Annotated in this window: 14 protein-coding genes; 4 read left to right on the top strand and 10 right to left on the bottom strand. The window is 58.7% G+C overall.

Annotated elements, in window-relative coordinates; translation table 11 throughout:
• Window positions 1-63: 63 nt before the first annotated feature.
• From AC2FLG_RS05640 to AC2FLG_RS05650, 3 genes are all read right to left on the bottom strand, one after another.
• Window positions 64-936: a 50S ribosomal protein L11 methyltransferase gene (locus tag AC2FLG_RS05640; RefSeq protein WP_496692331.1), complete on the bottom strand. Its 873-nt coding sequence runs from the start codon at window positions 934-936 to the stop codon at window positions 64-66.
• Between the two features lie 66 nt (window positions 937-1,002).
• The gene (locus AC2FLG_RS05645) at window positions 1,003-2,235 is read right to left on the bottom strand and encodes an MFS transporter (protein WP_496705377.1); all 1,233 of its coding nucleotides are present in this window, start codon (window positions 2,233-2,235) and stop codon (window positions 1,003-1,005) included.
• An 80-nt stretch (window positions 2,236-2,315) separates the two neighbouring features.
• The gene (locus tag AC2FLG_RS05650) at window positions 2,316-4,511 is read right to left on the bottom strand and encodes a primosomal protein N' (RefSeq protein ID WP_496705379.1); all 2,196 of its coding nucleotides are present in this window, start codon (window positions 4,509-4,511) and stop codon (window positions 2,316-2,318) included.
• 88 nt (window positions 4,512-4,599) lie between these two features.
• On the opposite strand from AC2FLG_RS05650, the gene fsa reads away from it, so the two are divergent.
• The 4 genes from fsa to AC2FLG_RS05670 all read left to right on the top strand — a co-directional run bounded on the left by fsa (window position 4,600) and on the right by AC2FLG_RS05670 (window position 7,838).
• Window positions 4,600-5,253 (top strand): fructose-6-phosphate aldolase, encoded by a 654-nt coding sequence (gene fsa, locus AC2FLG_RS05655; RefSeq protein WP_496705381.1) that lies wholly within the window; start codon window positions 4,600-4,602, stop codon window positions 5,251-5,253.
• A 197-nt stretch (window positions 5,254-5,450) separates the two neighbouring features.
• On the top strand, window positions 5,451-6,158 hold the full coding sequence (locus AC2FLG_RS05660; protein ID WP_496690474.1) for a DUF484 family protein: 708 nt from the start codon (window positions 5,451-5,453) through the stop codon (window positions 6,156-6,158).
• Complete coding sequence (locus AC2FLG_RS05665) at window positions 6,155-7,075, top strand: tyrosine recombinase XerC (RefSeq protein WP_496705383.1); 921 nt, start codon at window positions 6,155-6,157, stop codon at window positions 7,073-7,075. The genes AC2FLG_RS05660 and AC2FLG_RS05665 overlap by 4 nt, the downstream gene beginning before the upstream one ends.
• Window positions 7,076-7,142: 67 nt before the next feature.
• Window positions 7,143-7,838 (top strand): CDP-alcohol phosphatidyltransferase family protein, encoded by a 696-nt coding sequence (locus tag AC2FLG_RS05670; RefSeq protein ID WP_271952286.1) that lies wholly within the window; start codon window positions 7,143-7,145, stop codon window positions 7,836-7,838.
• A gap of 2 nt (window positions 7,839-7,840) precedes the next feature.
• Here AC2FLG_RS05670 and AC2FLG_RS05675 read toward each other — a convergent pair whose 3' ends face one another.
• The 7 genes from AC2FLG_RS05675 to AC2FLG_RS05705 all read right to left on the bottom strand — a co-directional run bounded on the left by AC2FLG_RS05675 (window position 7,841) and on the right by AC2FLG_RS05705 (window position 17,414).
• On the bottom strand, window positions 7,841-8,308 hold the full coding sequence (locus AC2FLG_RS05675) for a GreA/GreB family elongation factor (protein WP_142640155.1): 468 nt from the start codon (window positions 8,306-8,308) through the stop codon (window positions 7,841-7,843).
• 76 nt (window positions 8,309-8,384) lie between these two features.
• A complete protein-coding gene (locus tag AC2FLG_RS05680) occupies window positions 8,385-8,840 on the bottom strand; it encodes a methylated-DNA--[protein]-cysteine S-methyltransferase (protein WP_496705384.1) in 456 nt (151 codons plus the stop codon).
• A gap of 132 nt (window positions 8,841-8,972) precedes the next feature.
• On the bottom strand, window positions 8,973-11,885 hold the full coding sequence (ileS, locus tag AC2FLG_RS05685) for an isoleucine--tRNA ligase (protein ID WP_496705385.1): 2,913 nt from the start codon (window positions 11,883-11,885) through the stop codon (window positions 8,973-8,975).
• 163 nt (window positions 11,886-12,048) lie between these two features.
• The gene (locus tag AC2FLG_RS05690) at window positions 12,049-14,742 is read right to left on the bottom strand and encodes a DUF2339 domain-containing protein (protein WP_496705386.1); all 2,694 of its coding nucleotides are present in this window, start codon (window positions 14,740-14,742) and stop codon (window positions 12,049-12,051) included.
• Window positions 14,743-14,825: 83 nt separating this feature from the next.
• Window positions 14,826-15,305 (bottom strand): DUF2269 family protein, encoded by a 480-nt coding sequence (locus AC2FLG_RS05695; RefSeq protein WP_496705783.1) that lies wholly within the window; start codon window positions 15,303-15,305, stop codon window positions 14,826-14,828.
• Complete coding sequence (locus tag AC2FLG_RS05700) at window positions 15,305-16,612, bottom strand: SDR family oxidoreductase (RefSeq protein WP_496705388.1); 1,308 nt, start codon at window positions 16,610-16,612, stop codon at window positions 15,305-15,307. The genes AC2FLG_RS05695 and AC2FLG_RS05700 overlap by 1 nt, the downstream gene beginning before the upstream one ends.
• A gap of 91 nt (window positions 16,613-16,703) precedes the next feature.
• Window positions 16,704-17,414, bottom strand: a complete 711-nt coding sequence (locus AC2FLG_RS05705) for a VIT1/CCC1 transporter family protein (protein WP_281973820.1) — start codon at window positions 17,412-17,414, stop codon at window positions 16,704-16,706.
• Window positions 17,415-17,453: the final 39 nt, after the last annotated feature.

The raw sequence follows: 17,453 nt of genomic DNA on the forward strand, positions 1-17,453 counted from the left end.
GTAAAAACAGATTGCGACAAAAAAGAGGCGAAACTCCACAAAACTCCTGCAAATGGCCCGATTTTAGCCCTGTTTGGTTAAGACTAGCGACGTCCATTCACCAATTTGGTCATTTCTAGAGGCATTGAAACCATTTTGGAGATAAACGGAAACAACATCCTCGGCTTGCTCGTTAAGGATTCCCGATAGAATCGCCTTACCCCCGACCCGCAGATTCGCTGAAATTTCGGGCGCCAGGGCCACCAATGGGCCCTTGAGGATGTTGGCGAATATCAGGTCATAGGGCGCAAGAGATTTCAGCTCCGGATGATCGAACCCCGCAGCCTCGACACATTGAACCTTCCCTGACATGCCGTTTGCCTTCAGGTTGGCTTCAGCAACTTCGACAGCAACCTGATCAATATCGCTGGCGATGATGTCCCCCTCCCAAACACGAGCGGCGGCCATCGCAAGAACGGCGGTGCCGCAACCGATATCTGCAACTTTTGTCGCGGTAAAACCCTGATCGAGCAGAAAATCCAGAGCCTTGAGACACCCAAGGGTGGTGCCGTGATGCCCGGTACCGAAAGCCATTGCAGCCTCAATCAACAAAGGGATACGGCCTTCGGGCAGCTTGTCGGCATCGTGACAGCCATAGACGAAAAAGCGGCCGGCCTCGACAGGCGCCAATTCACGGCGGACATGGGCGACCCAGTCGGTTTCGGGCAGTTCCGAGATTACAAAGGGTTTGGATCCGAACGCAGCCGCCAGAACCGCCAGTGCCGTTTCATCCGGCGCTTCGGTGAAGTAACCGCCAATCTCCCACAGGCCCGAGCCATCTTCGACTTCGAATACGCCCACGCCCGTGGGTTCGGGATCAAGACGCTCCATGGCTTCGCCCAGACCATCGGCGGACTTTTTGCCGGTCAGGGTGGTAAGCGCGGTGAATGTGGGCATGGGAGCCTCCTGTGTCAGCTGACACAGCGCCTAGGGTGCGGGCCCGCGAAGGTCAAGCATTGGCAGCTATACCGCCGGAGCGGGCGCGTATTTCGACAGTATCGTCTCATTCCCAAGCTCTGGGTGGCGCGGGATCAGCAGCGACAGCGATAACGAAATCAACGCCATCGCTGCAGCCACTGCAAAGACCGCTCCGGGCGAGTACACCCAGAGCAGGCCCAGAAGCGCTGGTAGGAATACCGCGGCGATATGGTTGATCGTAAAGGCAACCGCTGCGGTTGGCGCAATATCTGCCGGATCGGCAATTTTCTGGAAATAGGTTTTAAGCGCCAGAGCCAGAGCGAAAAGCACATGGTCAATCACATAGAGAGTAGCCGCCAGAACAACGCCCCAACCGAACCAATAAATGCCGCCATAGGCTGCAAATACAACGGCCAGGCCTGCATATTCGAAAATCAAAGTGCGACGTTCACCGAATACGGACACAGCTTTGCCTAGCATCGGCGCAACCGAAATGTTGATAACCAGGTTGATCAAGAAAAGACCGGTGAGTTCGTGGACCTCAAACCCGAATTTCTCGACCATCATGAAACCGGCGAAAACGACAAAGATCTGACGACGCGCGCCCGCCATGAACTGAAGCGCATAGTACAGCCAGTATCGGCGGCGCAGCACTATTTTTTTGGTTTGCGGAGTCGGCGCGTCGAACTGCGGATAGGCGACCAGACAGAACAACGCCAGCAAAGCCGTCAGCCCGCCCGCAGCCATGAATACAGTGTTATAGGACAGATCGAACCGATCCCACGTCAGGACAATCAGCCCATAGATAACCAATGTCGAAGCTGATCCCATGGCGACCATCCAGCCCAGAAATTGCGGCGCTCGGTCCTTGGGCAACCACTGCAGCTGAAGGGATTGGTTCACGGTTTCATAATAGTGGAACCCGATCGAGCTCAGCAGTGTGACGAACAACAAGCCACCAAGGCTTGGGAACCACGCTGTCACCGCAGTCGCAACACCCAGCATGATCAGCGAGATCATCGCCAGCACCTGCTCCCGAACAAACAAGATCACGGCAATTACGCCTACAGCCAGAAAGCCTGGGATCTCGCGCACGGTATGCAGCAGGCCGATGTCGGCACCGTCGAAATTCGCCACTTCAATAACGAAATTGTTCAACAACGCGCTCCATGCGTTGAAAGCAATGGGCATGGTCAGTGCCATCACGAATAAAAGCGTGATGGGACGGCGCCAGAACGGAAGGCTTTGCGCCTCGGAAAGTGGCATGGGTTTCAGCATGAGAGTCCCTCTACGCCCATTTTCAGGTTTTGGCGAGTGGGAAGAAGGGCACGCACATTGGCTCTGCATGAATGCAGAGGTCAGTAGAAATTTTGCGGGTCAATATCAACGGTCAGCCTGATGTCACCCTTCAGCCGCAGCGGTGCTATCCAACGGGCGATGGCATCCTGAATTGGCGCTCCTTTGGGGGCTTTGACCAGCAGCCGCACCCTGTGTCGCCCGCGGATACGCGCAATGGGCGCAGGCGCAGGACCAAAGACCTGCGCACCGATCTGCCGCAACGGGGCGTCGTTGCGGGCCATGGCGTTGCCGATGTCAAAAACAGGACCGACCTCGAGGCCAGACAGAACGATACCGGCCATGCGTCCATAGGGGGGAACACCGGCGGCCAACCGCCCGGCGGCCTCGGCTTTCCAGAACCCTTCTTCATCGCCCGAAAGGATGGCGCGAATGACGGGATGTTCCGGTTGGAAAGTCTGTAACAGCGCTTGTCCAGGCTTATCCGCGCGCCCGGCGCGGCCAGCCACCTGCCGCATCAGCTGGAATGTGCGTTCGGCGGCGCGCAGGTCCGCCCCATGCAGGCTGAGATCGGCGTCAATGACACCCACCAGTGTCAGTTTCGGAAAATTGTGCCCCTTGGCCACCAGCTGCGTACCAATGACGATATCGGCGTCACCGGCAGCAATCTCTTCGATCTTTGCTTTCAATGCGCGCGCCGATCCGAACAGATCGGATGACAGCATGGCAATATTTGCCTCGGGAAATGTTGCCTCAGCCTCTTCAGCCAGCCGTTCGATCCCCGGCCCGACCGGGGCCAGCTTGCCCTCGACCTGACAGGAGGGGCAGACCTCGGGCATGGGTTTGGTCTCACCGCATTGATGGCACATCAGACGCTTGAGAAACCGGTGTTCAACCATGCGTGCATCGCAGTGATCACAGGCAATCTGCTCGCCACAAGCCCGGCACAGGGTGACCGGCGCATATCCCCGGCGGTTAATAAACAGAAGGGATTGTTCACCCCGCTCGATCCGCTGATGGACGGCCTGCCGCAGCGATGGAGAAATCCACGTCCCCGGCTGCATCTTCTCGGCCCGCATGTCGATGGGCTTCATCTCGGGCAACACCGCATCGCCAAAGCGCGAAGTCAAATCGAGCCGCTCATACTTGCCTGCCTCGGCATTGGCCCAGCTTTCCAGTGACGGCGTCGCACTTGCCAGAATAACGCGCGCGCCGCATATGGCGGACCGCAGCACAGCCATGTCGCGGGCGCTGTAATGCACCCCGTCTTCCTGTTTGTACGAAGTGTCATGTTCTTCATCGACCACGACCATCCCAAGATTGCGAAACGGCAGAAACAGGGCCGAGCGCGCGCCGACAACCAGCTGTGCATCGCCCTGCCCCACCATGCGCCAGACTCGGCGGCGTTCGGTCATCGTCGCGCCCGAATGCCACTCTGCCGGGCGCGCGCCGAAACGTGCCTCAACGCGCGTCAGGAATTCGGCGGTCAGGGCAATCTCGGGCAGCAGAACCAGCGCCTGCCGCCCCTGGCGCAACGCTTCGGCGACGGCCTCAAGATAAACCTCGGTCTTGCCCGACCCGGTGACGCCTTTCAGCAGGGTCGTGCCATAATCACCCGATCGCAGGCCAGATTGCAGGGTTTCCACTGCTGAGGCCTGATCATCGGTCAACGCCTTGCCCGGCAGATCCGGATCCAGATGTGGATAGGGCAGATCGCGCGGGCTGTCTTCTTCGCGAACCGCACCGAGTTTGACCAACCCCTTCACGACTGAAGAGGTCACACCCGCCTGTTCGGCCAGTTCCTTCAGCGTAAAGGCCAACCCGCCGTAGTCGCGCAGCACCTCCAACACACGGGTCCGCGCGTCGGTCACCCTGTCAGGGTCCCTGTCGCCAAGCCGATAGACCTTGCGCATCGAAGGCGGATCGCCCAATCCGGGTGCGCGCGTGGCCAATCGCAACATCGCAGGCATCGGGGTCAGCGTGTAATCGGCGACGCGCCCCAGAAACAGGCGCATCTCTTCGCGCATCGGCGCGACTTCAAGCACCCGGATCACCGAGCGGGCCTTGGCAAGGTCAAAGCCACCCTGCCCCGGCCCCCAGACCACGCCCAAGACCTTGCGCGGGCCCAGCGGCACCTCGACAAAAGCACCCAGAAAGCACCCGCCCTCGGGCGCCTTATAGTCAAGCGTCCGGTCCAGCGGTTGGGCGGTCAGCACCGCCACCAGCTCACCGTGGTCGAAAAACTCCTGAGTGCTCAATGCATATCCTTGGCAAGGGGTTCCAGCATGGGTCTCTTTGAGGTAAAGCCATCCGCGACCAAGGCCAACCCATCAAAGGACTGCCCGCATGAAATTCTTCGTAGACACAGCCGAGATCGACGCAATCGCCGAACTGAACGATCTGGGCATGGTGGACGGTGTGACCACCAACCCTTCGCTGATCCTGAAGTCAGGCCGCGATATTCTGGAAGTGACCAAGGAAATCTGCGATCTGGTCGACGGACCGGTCTCGGCCGAGGTCGTGGCAACCGAAGCCGACGAAATGATCGCCGAAGGTCGCAAGCTGGCCAAGATCGCCCCGAATATCGCTGTCAAAGTGCCGCTGACATGGGCGGGCCTGAAAACCTGCAAAACGCTTAGTGACGAAGGCCAGATGGTCAATGTGACCCTCTGTTTCTCGACCAATCAGGCGATTCTGGCCGCCAAAGCCGGCGCAACTTTCATCTCGCCCTTCATCGGGCGTCTGGATGACATCAACCTAGATGGCATGGACCTGATCGCCGATATCCGTCAGGTCTACGACAATTATGGGTATGAGACCGAAATCCTCGCCGCCTCGATCCGCACGGTGAACCACGTGACCGACAGCGCCCGCATCGGTGCCGACGTGATCACCGCACCACCCGCCGTGATCAAAAAGCTGGCCGATCATCCGCTGACCGATAAAGGCCTTGAAACTTTCCTGTCCGATTGGGCCAAAACGGGTCAGAAAATCCTCTGATTCTGCGCGAACCCGCGCGGCGCCCCTGGCGCCGCGCTCGGCCCAACTGCTTTGAATCTGATCTCGGATCAGATCTCTGCAGACCGGAGTTTTCCCGACCACATTCCCCGCGAAATTCAAATTGACGCTCATTTTTCCCGAGGCAGATCCGGCAAGCCGTGCTATAAGGCCAAAAAATAAAAAAGACCGGACAGGACATGAGCAGCAACACCATACTCAAGGACACCTTGCGCGAGGCGATTCTGGCCGAACCAGATGCCATTCTGGATGACAAGGACCTGATGCAGGCCCTCGTCACCGCAAATGAGCAGGCGCGCGGGAATAACGTCATCGACCTGCGCGGCATAGCCATGCAACGGCTCGAGGCCCGGCTGGACCGGCTGGAGGATACGCACCGCTCGGTCATTGCGGCAGCCTATGAAAATCTGGCCGGCACAAATCAGGTTCATCGGGCCATTCTTCGGCTACTTGAACCGGTCGGATTTGAGGAATTCCTGCATATACTTGGTGCAGATGTGGCTGACATACTGCGTGTCGAACGCATTACGCTGGTTCTTGAAACGACGGCAGTCCAGAAAGACCCGGCAATCTCAAGACTGGCAGGCGTTCTGGCCATCGTCGAACCCGGTTTCGTCGACAACTATCTGACCTTTGACCACAGCGGCCCAGCACGCGAGGTCGTCTTGCGTGAAATCATCCACCCCGCGCACAGGATATTCGGCAGTGATGCGGATCACCTGCGCTCCGAAGCTTGTCTGAGGCTGGATTTGGGCGAAGGCCGCCTGCCTGGCATGATCATCATGAGCGCAAAAGACCCCAGGCACTTTACGCCAAAGCTGGGCACGGATCTTCTGACTTTCTTTGCTGGTGTCTTCGAACGGTCGATGCGCCATTGGCTGTCGTGAGCCTTATTTCTCCGGCTTGTCGTGACGCACTGCGAAACTGGCTTGATGGCCTGGGGGCCTTGTCAGGCCGGTCCGAAAACACGCTGACCGCCTATCGGGGGGATGTGTCCGAATTTCTGTCCTTCATGACACTGCACCATAGCGAAAGTCAGGGGATGGCGGCGATTGCACGGATTACAATCTCGGACATGCGGGCATGGATGGCCGATCAGCGCGCATCCGGCGTTGGCTCGCGCTCGCTTGCGCGCAAACTTTCCGCTGTGAAAACCTTCTACCGTTGGCTTTCCGAGCGTGAAGGGTTTGAGCCGACCGCAGTTCTGTCGACGCGCGCCCCCAAATTTACCCAAAAACTCCCTCGACCCATGGCCGAGGATGCCGCACGTGCGATGATTGAAACGGTCGAGATGCAATCCGCCAGCGACTGGGTTTCTGCCCGCGACGTTGCGGTCGTTACTCTTTTATATGGCTGCGGTTTGCGTATTTCCGAGGCTCTCTCACTGACCGGAGCGGATACTCCTTTGCCCAACTCGCTGCGGATCACCGGCAAGGGAAACAAGGAAAGGGTCGTCCCGGTCCTGCCGGTCGCGCAAACAGCTGTAGATCAATATGTAAAGCTGTGCCCCCATACCCAATCCAGGGAGAAGGCGCTGTTTCGCGGGGTTCGCGGAGGCCCCCTGAACCCCCGAGCCATTCAGGGGGTGATGGCCAAAGCGCGCCAGCAGCTTGGGCTGCCCTCCACTGTAACACCCCATGCCATGCGCCACAGTTTCGCGACCCACCTGCTGTCTGCGGGCGGTGATCTACGCACCATTCAGGAATTGCTGGGCCACGCGTCGCTGTCCACCACCCAAGCATATACTGCGGTCGACACGGCGCGCCTGATGGAAGTTTACAACCGCACCCACCCAAAAGCCTAAGCAAACGCTATCCACATTGACCGGGCTTTTGGTTTGCATCTGGCCCGCGCATCATTCAAGAGACACCATGACACACAGATTCAAAGCTCTTTCCGTACATCTATTCACCGCGACCGGCGCCGTATTTGCAATGCTCGCCATGCTGGCCGCCGTCGAAGAGAAGTGGAGCCTGATGTATCTGTGGCTGGTCGTCTCGTTCATTGTGGACGGTATCGACGGCCCCTTGGCGCGGCACTATCACGTCAAAAAAAACGCCCCGGAATTTGACGGCGTGCTTTTGGATCTGATCATTGATTACCTGACCTATGTGTTCATCCCGGCCTTTGCCCTGTTCAAATCGGGCTTGATGGACGGCTGGACCGGCTGGTTCGCCATCATCGTCATCACCTTTGCCAGCGCCATGTATTTCGCCGACACGCGGATGAAAACGAAGGACAATTCCTTTTCCGGCTTTCCGGGCTGCTGGAACATGTTCGTCATCGTGATCTTCGCGCTCGAGCCCAATTTCTGGGTTATCCTGCTGCTGGTGACGCTGCTTTCGCTGGCGATGTTCCTGCCATTGAAGTTCATCCACCCAGTGCGCACAGAACGTTGGCGCAATGTGTCATTGCCGATGGCATTTGCCTGGACCTTCTTCGCCGGATGGGCTGCCTGGGTCGATTTCCACCCCGAAAGCTGGGCCCATTGGGGTCTGGTGATCACCAGCTTGTATCTGGTGTTCGCAGGAATTGCCCAGCAGGTGATCCCGCCGCGCAAAGCTTAAGGTCACAGGACCTCCTGCACCTCGAACTCGGTTCCGTTATGAGCGAACACATCACCCTGTTGCAGACCTGCCATCGCCAGGTAAATCGGGCTTTGGGTTGAGATGCCCATATAGGTTTTGCCGTCCACTTCGAACCGCGTGGTCGAGACGCAGACCACAAAGCGCCGGTTGTTGAACTTGACCACCGCACCCGGTTGCACCCTGTCGGTCAGATCAAAATCCGTATTCTCGATCACATCGATCTTGGCATGATGAGCATGAACCGGCGCATCGAAGGCTGCTGCCAGATCGGCATTCTCACGCGAGGCCGCGATGTCATCCTTGTCATGCCCTTCCCGGTCATCAAGCTGCGAATCTTTCAGGAAAGCGTCGTAATGCGCCTGCGCGGTCGCAAGCTCTTGCTCTTCAAGTGACATAAGGCGGTCGATGATGGCCTTTTTACGAGCTGCCAGGTCTGGTTGATCGGTCATACCATGCGATCCTTTGAAATCTCTATTTGAAACAAATTGGGCATCAACCAGCGGGATTGCAACAGAATTCCGCTTTCTAGATCAGCAGACCGGCGGCGCGTTCATGGCGCAACAGCGCGATCTTAGTTTCAATCCCGCCATCACCTGAAAACCCGCCCAGCCCATTTGCGGCCAGCACCCGGTGGCAGGGGATAATCACCGGAATGGGATTGGCGCCACAGGCCTGCCCCACCGGTTGCGGGGACTGACCGAGTTCCTTCGCGAGATCACCATAAGTTCTGGTATCGCCCAGCGGAATGGCAAACATCAGGTCGCAAACCTGGCGCAGGAATTCCGATCCCTCGACACGGTAAGGCAGATCGAACCTGTCCAACCGCCCCTGATCATAGGCGCGCAGCTGCGCGGCGGCCTCCTGCAACAGGGGCGTTACTTCGCCCTGATTGCCGCCATTCCAGATCAGGCGCGTCACCGCGCCATCTGTTTCTTCAACACCCAAAGTCCCGAAACGGGTCTCAACCGCAATCATTCCCATGCGAACAGGCTGACAGAAACCGCGCGCATCACAACCCGAATTCTGCGGATCCGGATCTTCATCTGGCCAAAAATACCTCGGAGCGCGAGGCAGAGCCTCGCAAAAGACTCCGCCTCTGCCGCAGAACGTCGACTAGTTCAGCGCGTCGTTACAGCGCCCGCACACGCCGTCATGTGCATGGCGCCCCACATCAGGCAGGGTTTTCCAGCAGCGCTGACATTTCTCGCCCTCAGCCTTTTCGAACACCACGGCCACGCCCTCGATTTCCGGCACGCGGAACGCCTCGGCCGGGGCCGGATCTCCGGTGACGGTCAAACCGGACGTGATGCACATGTCATCGACGTCAAACGTTGCCAGAAGATCGCGGGTTTCACCATCTTCGACATGCACGATCGGTGCGGCCTCAAGGCTGGAACCGATGACCTTATCCTGTCTCTGAACTTCGAGCGCGGCAGTCACAGCGCGGCGGACCCGGCGGATCTTGGCCATGCCAGCCTCAAGCTCGGTATTGCGCCAGTCGGCAGGCGTCTCCGGGAAGTCCACCAGATGGACCGAGCTGTCATCACCCGGGAAACGCTCCAGCCAGACCTCTTCCATAGTGAAGACCAGAACTGGGGCCAGCCATGTGGTCAGACGGTGGAACAGTATATCCAGCACGGTGCGCGCGGCACGACGGCGCAGATTGTCGCCGTCGCAATACAGCGCATCCTTGCGGACGTCGAAATAGAAGGACGACAGATCAACGGTTGCAAAGGTGAACACCGCACTGAACACGCCCTGGAAGTCGAAAGACGCATATCCTTTTCGCACCTGTTCATCCAAATCGGCCAGACGGCTGAGCACCCAGCGTTCCAGGCGCGGCATATCCGCAGGGTCCACCCGGTCGGCCTCAGAAAAATCAGCCAGCGAGCCCAGCATGAACCGCATGGTGTTGCGCAACCGACGATAGCTGTCGGCGGTGCCCTTCAGGATTTCAGGTCCGATCCGCTGGTCAGCGGTGTAATCGGTCTGAGCCACCCACAGGCGCAGGATATCGGCACCGTATTGCTTGATGACCTCTTCGGGCACGATGGTGTTTCCCAGCGATTTGGACATCTTGTTGCCCTTAGCATCCAGCGTAAAGCCATGGGTCACCACGTTGCGATAGGGCGCGCGGCCCTTGGTGCCGCAGGCCTGCAGCATGGACGAATGGAACCACCCACGATGCTGGTCGGTGCCTTCCATATATACATCGGCGATGCCGTCCTCGGTTCCGTCCTCACGGTCGCGCAGCACAAAGGCATGGGTCGAGCCCGAATCGAACCAAACATCCAGAACGTCGAACACCTGATCCCAGTCATCCGGGTTATAGTCATTGCCCAGGAAGCGCTCTTTCGCGCCGTCAAGATACCAGCAATCGGCCCCGTCCTGTTCAAACGCTTCTTTGACGCGCGCATTCACGCCAGGGTCGCGCAGCAGAAAATCGGGATCGGTCGGCAAAGCGCCCTTCTTGGTAAAGCAGGTCAACGGTACGCCCCAGGCGCGCTGGCGCGACAGAACCCAGTCTGGCCGGGCCTCGATCATGGAATACAGGCGGTTGCGGCCGGTCTGCGGGGTCCATTTCACCAACTCGTCGATCGAACGCAGGGCGCGTTCGCGGATGCTATCGCCCATTTCGCCCATGCCGTCGTCCAGTTTGCGGTCGACCGAGGCAAACCATTGCGGCGTGTTGCGATAGATGATCGGAGCCTTCGAGCGCCAGGAATGCGGATAGCTGTGCTTGATCTTTCCGCGCGCCAGCAACCCGCCAACCTCAACCAGCTTATCGATCACGGACTTGTTGGCATCACCCTCACCGCCCTTGCGGGACAGGATGTATTTGCCGCCAAAGAACGGCAGATCAGCGCGGAACGAACCATCGTCCATCACGTTATAAGTGATGACCTGCTCCAGCATGCCAAGATCACGGTAGAGCTCAAATTCCTCCATCCCGTGCGACGGCGCGCAGTGAACAAACCCCGTTCCTTCGGTGTCGGTCACGAACTCAGCCGCGCGGAAGTCACGGATGTCGTCCCATTCGCCATTGCCGCCCTTGGCCCCGGCCAACGGGTGGGCCAGTTGGACAGATGACAGCTCATCTGCTGTGACATCACGGACGCGGCTCCACTGGTCGTCATTCAGTCGGGCGCGGCCCAGCACGTCAGCGGCCAGATTGTCCGCCAGCAGGAACTTGTCGCCAACAGCAGCCCAACATTCCTCTGGCGCATCAGTGACTTCGTACAGCCCGTAGGAGATGTCCTTGCCATAGACCACAGCCTTGTTCGACGGCATGGTCCACGGGGTTGTCGTCCAGATCACAACAAACGCGTCATCCAGATCGCCCGCATTCACAACCTTGAACTTCACCCAGATGGTGAAGCTTTCCTTGTCGTGATACTCGACCTCGGCTTCGGCCAGCGCGGTTTTTTCAACCGGCGACCACATGACTGGCTTGGACCCCTGATAGAGCGTTCCGTTCATCAGGAACTTCATGAACTCATCCGCGATCACAGCCTCGGCGTGATAGTCCATGGTGATGTAGGGATCGGCCCAGTTGCCGGTGATGCCCAGACGCTTGAACTCTTCACGCTGGATGTCGATCCAGCCCTCGGCGAACTTGCGGCATTCCTGACGGAAGTCGACAACGTTCACCTCGTCCTTGTTCTTGCCCTTCTTGCGGTACTGTTCCTCGATCTTCCATTCGATCGGCAGACCGTGACAATCCCATCCTGGCACATAGCGCGCGTCGTGGCCCATCATCTGATGGCTGCGCACGATCATGTCTTTGATCGTCTTGTTCAGCGCGTGACCGATATGAAGGTGACCGTTCGCATACGGAGGGCCATCGTGCAGGGTAAAGGGCGTGCGGCCCTGTTTTTCACGCAGGCGGTCATAGACACCGATCTCTTCCCAGCGTTCCAGCCATGCGGGTTCGCGCTTGGGCAGGCCTGCGCGCATGGGGAAATCGGTTTTCGGCAGGTTCAGCGTGTCTTTGTAATCAGGTGTTTGGGTCGTGTCGGCGCACATTGGGGGCGTCCTTTGGATGATCTGGTCGTATTGGGATCGAAGCGGTCGGTGCGAGTTCTCAAACACCTTTGCCCGGCGTCTCAGTGGTCAGAGCGCCGGGGAAATAATTCGAATAATGATGGCCAGACGGGCATACATGGCCGCGCTTATAGGACGCCCACAGCTAATGGTCCAGAGGTTCCGCCCCTTGTGGCGATTGGCGCAGCTTTGCCCAGCGATTCAGCCACGCCAAACCGGCCAGTGCAAGCCCCAGCACCAGCAGCGAAAAGACCCGGATCAGGCCGCCCAGCCCGGCGATGTCGATCAGAAATACCTTTGCCACGGCCAGTCCGATCACAACCAGCCCCACTTTGCGCAACAGGTCGGACCGACGGGCCAAAGATTGATAAAACAGCGCCGCGCCTGCAATCAAAAGGGCCAAGGTATAGGTGTAAAGCTCTGGTTGGCTGACCCCAGCCTCGGCATACATGCCACCGGGACCCTGCCAGAAATGGCGAATAGAAGCACCCAGCCAATATGCTGCAAGCGCACCCGCAAGACCGAGACAGCCCTGCCGCAACCAAACCGGCATCTGTTCAATGCGCCAGGCTGACATGGCAAGGACCCCGGCAGGAAGAAGGTAGGCTATGGCAAGCGTGTTCATCAGCGCAGGCCCCAACACGGGATCACTGTGCACATAAAGAACGGGATTTGCCTCGGTCAGCGCTTGCGCGAGTCGGAACAGGGCATGGGCGGCAAAGAACGTCGCCAGCCCATAGCGGACATAGTTCAACGGCCCGCCCAAATCGAACCGCCGTATCTGTGCCGCCGCCAACAGCAGCCAGATCACCGCCATCAGGCCCAACCCCCAATGGCTATCCTCCATCCCGCCTTGACCGAACCCTTCCAGCCAGCGCAGCAGCAGCAATGACAGCAATATCCCCGCGGTTGCCCAGGCTGCGCTTTCCAGCAGCAAGATTGCAACGGGGCGGTTCAATCCCCGGATCAGGCCCCAGGCGAGAACATATCCAAGGGTGGCGGCGCCATAGACCAACGTCATTTCACCGACCGGCACCGTATTGGCCCAGTACAGGCCCGGGTTCAGGATTAGCCGCACAGTCACCGTGAAGACCCCGGCCCAGATAAACCAACTGAGCTGAGACAGGTTGAACCGACGATCCAGCGCGGCAGCGGCTACAACGGTCACAACCAGCGCAATCGTCAAGGCGCCAGAACTCAGCACGATGACACAGGCAAATGCAAGACAGGACAGCGCGGATAACGTGGCCAGCGCAGGACGTATACGTTGTTCACCATCCACGCGCGCATAGCGTTCGGCAAAGACCACCATCAAGGCACCCAGAGCCATTGCGTGCAGCCCCCAGAAATACGCGCCCAAAACCTCGGCCGGGCGCCAAGCGATCTCAAGAGCGATGGCAAGTATCGGTGCGGTTATTACCGCCCCAGCCGCCCAGACCACGCCATAGCGCCCCTGCTGCATCGACCGCCACGCCGCCGCAACTGACAGGGCTGCACCCAGTGCCACAAGCAATGTCACGACAAAGGGAAAATCCGCCTCGGGCGTTTCGGCATAGGTCTCAGCAAAACGCTGTGCGACCTTGCCCCGATCCCACCCCTGGAGAAATACGAGCCAGACAAGGCCAACAATCGGGAAAACACTGATATCCTGAAGTGCCCTCGCCCCGCTTGTCCAAACGATCATCGCAAAGGCCAGACCAGCCAAAAGCGTCAGGCTCAACCAGAACTCACCGGCGGAATCCGGCCAGTGCAGCGCCAGGATGGCCGAGCTGACCGCAACCGCACCAAATGCCAGACGCGTCGGAAACTCGGGCCATGCCTCGCCGCTTTGGCGTCGGGTCATTTCGCTGACCATCGGGCCGGTGTGATCAGGCCAAATTCGCCGGACCGGAATTGCAATAGTGATGAGCGCAAAGGCGGTGATGCAGGTCAGATAGCCCGGCTCTGTCATCGGTTCCGACAGGACCAGCAGCAGACACGAAGAATAACCTCCGACCAGTGTCAGAACCGAAATCCACGCCCATCGGCGGACGGTGTCTATGCCCAGGCCCAGAACCGTTATGGTTAGGAAGTAGCCATATAACCAGGTCGGATCATCCGAAGAGCCACCGACCAAGAATGGGGAGGCAAAGGCACCTGTCAGTCCGACAGCTGCCAATAGCGGACCATGGAACCAGCCCAAAACCAGCCCGACAGATGCAACGCCAATCATGGCGACAAGCGCAAATTCAGGGCCGATCAAGCCATATAGTTGCCGCGCCGCCAGAACGCCGCCAAACAGTGTGACCAGCCCCGCGCCTGAGAACACCGAGGGCAAATAGGCGCTCGCGGAGTCCACGCCATCGCCATAGCGCCTGCGAATGACCTCTCCGCTGACAATCAGCGCCGCGCCAAACAGCAATGCGGCAACGACACGTGCCGACGGCGGCAGCAACCCGTTCTCGACGCCGTATTGCACCAAGAAAATCCCCGCAAGTGCCAGCGACAGTGCCGAAACGACATAGAACCAGTTTTCCTGCAGCCATTCCTGCAGCAACGCGAAACGGTCAGAGCTGAAAACCAGTGCTTCTTGAGGAGATTGCGGGGGGATTGGCTGTTCGGTCTCAGGTTGGTCGGCTATCGGCCACACTGGAGGCGCTTTGGTCGGAATATCCTGCGCCTTGGGCTCGGGCTCTGTCGCGGGTTCTGGTTCAGTATTGGTGCCTTGTTTCAGTGACAGGATGTCCGCCTCTAACCGGACGACCCGCCGCCGCAACCGAACCTGACTGACAAGCAGCAGCACAATAGTCAAAGGAATAGCCAGCGCAACCAACGCAAGAAGGACCAGAAGGGATTCCAACCTGTTTCTCCTATCAAATTCTCTGCAGGCTAACCTGATGCATCAGGTAGAAACAGTCCGGAATACCGCGACATGGCCTGAAATCAAAACAGGTCTATCGAAGGGCGGGAAATCATGAGCCAGACTATGACCAAAACGGCCAGAAATGCGGGAATCCCACATGCAAACCAAAGCCGGAACAATATGAAATACGAACGCGGCAGAGCAGTATCGCGATCTGCCGCCTCTTGCGCGAGGTTCCGCATCTTTATCTGCATCCAGACGACCGGCAGCCAGAAGACACCAGTCAGGACATACAGCAATAGTGACAGCAGCACCCACCCTTCGACCAGTGACCAGCCCAATCTGAAGGCCAGCAAGCCACCTGAAATTGGCTGCAAAACAACGGCGGTTGTGGTGAACAGCATATCGGCCAGCACCACGATTGCCGCCGTCTGGGCAATGAAACGCGGGTCGCGTGACCGATGGGACATCAGCATGAAGAATGCGATTCCGGCCCCGGTTCCCAACAAGACGCAGGCCCCGATCACATGAACCCAGCGCAAGATCAAATCCGGGTCCATCATCGGCTTTTCACCATTGGTAGTGCGACCAGCGACAACATGATCGCGGGAATGACTTTAACAAGCGGTCCAAGCGGGTCGAGCCACAAGGCAGGAACCATAAATGAGGCCGCTAATAAGTAGAATACCGCCACACAAAGCTGAGCGATGCAGGCGCGTTCTGCCCATGGTCGCCAAAGGATCGCAAGCCCCAGACCGATATCGACACATGACCAGAACAGCACGCTGGCCACAGCGGCACCACTGGTCCAGCCCGCGACGGTTAGGACTTGCGTGGCTTGCGGCAGGCTCAGCAATCCGAAGACACCTGAAAGAACCCAGAAAAGGCTGAGCACCGCAACCGTCAACGGCATCAGCAACGACATCCGTGCAGCCAACCTGTGTTCGCGGGAACAGGCCATGCTGCGATAAATCTCGGGCATTGAGAGCATGGATTGACCCGTCGCCATGCGATAAGGGACCGGGTCACCAAGAACTCCGCTCGCCATGACTGTCATCGCGTTGCTGCGAAGGGGCGAACGCCACCCCAAGCGCCCAAGTTGATCGGCGCAACCGGCGGCGAATTTAGCAACCACAGCCGGTGCCGTTATCCGAACACGTGCCTTAGGGAACCCCATCCAATGGCGGGTTTCGTCCAGAACCTCGGACAGCGAATGAGCCTGATCCTCGACCAGATCATAGGTTCCCTGTGGCAACGTCTCATCAATGGCCGCCGCCACGGCGCTGCACAAATCGGCCAGTCCAACACATTGAACCAGCGTCTGCGGAAAGGCGATCGGTTGCACAAGCGGAATTGCGGCCAGCATGCGCAACAAGGTCGTTCCACCATAGTCAGTCTGCCCGATCACAAGGCCCGGCCTTAGAATCCACAGCCGCACACCACTGGCCTGCAAGGCGGAATCCCCGGAGGCTTTGGTGCGCATAAATTCCGTGTCGGCCTCTGGGCTGCTTCCGGTTGCAGAAATCTGTATCACGGCAATGCCGCGCGCGGCGCAGGCCTGCCCGAAGGCGGCAATCGCAGTGTGATGCACCGCCTCGAGATCGTCCTTTGGTCCGTCCTGCAACGCCCCGGCGCAGTTCACGATACAATCAAAACCTGACAGAATTTCCCGCCAATCGTGTGGGTGCGTGAGCTGGCGCAAATCTCCCTGAGCCAAAGACATCCCGGGCAGGATTTTCTCACCCAGGTTTGTATCGCGCACAAGGCCGCATACATTGGCACCTCGATCCGAAAGAGACCGCATCATCGCCGCGCCGATAAACCCATAAGCGCCTAGAACAAGTATATTTTTCCCAGAACCTTGCATCGGGCACCTTACCTGCTGAAGTTGCGCCCCAACCTAGCGGGTCGAGCGGCAGCCGTCTGCGGCACCGGGCAAACTGCGACAATTCCGACCGCTAGGGGTGAAACAGTGAACCGACGAAATAGGCGATTGCGGCAGCGGCCCCACCAATCAGCAGCGTTTCGATCCCTGACCGCCACCACGGAGCCAGCGACCAGCGGCTTTTGAGGGCACCAATGGCAAAGAAAACACCCATCGTCATCCAGGCCGAAGCAGCAAATGCCCGGTCCACCGAAAACAGAAACGGCAAAAGCGGTACCATGCCGGCCACAAGAAAAGCAAAAAACGTCGCCACCGCAGCTTTGCGCGGATGCGGATCGACGCTGCCCAGGCCATATTCTCCCTCGATCATCAGGTCGATCCAGTTGTCATGGTTTTCCGTGATCGCATCGGTGGCTTCGTCCAGCACACGGCCCGACAGTCCTTTCTGGGCTAAAATCTCGCGCACCTCGTTCCGTTCACCGTCGGGGTAAAGATGTATATGACGCTCCTCGATCGCGCGAATGCGCCGGATGTTATCCAGTTCAGCCTTGGTGCCCGAGTAATTCCCCGCCGCCATCGAAAACCCGTCAGCCAGCACATTGGCCAGCCCCAGCGCTATGATGATGAACGGTGACAGCCCCGCCCCGGCAACGCCCGCAACGATGGCAAAAGTGGTGACTGATCCATCGATCCCGCCGTAAACCACATCACGCAAAACGCCACGCCCCGGCGGCGCGTTGATACGTGCCGCGATTTCTTGCTGGCTGTGTCCATGGTCTGTCATGGGTGCCTCCTGCTTTGTTATGATGCGCGGCTGGCAGGA

The sequence above is a fragment of the Ruegeria sp. CDSA193 genome (assembly GCF_059611885.1).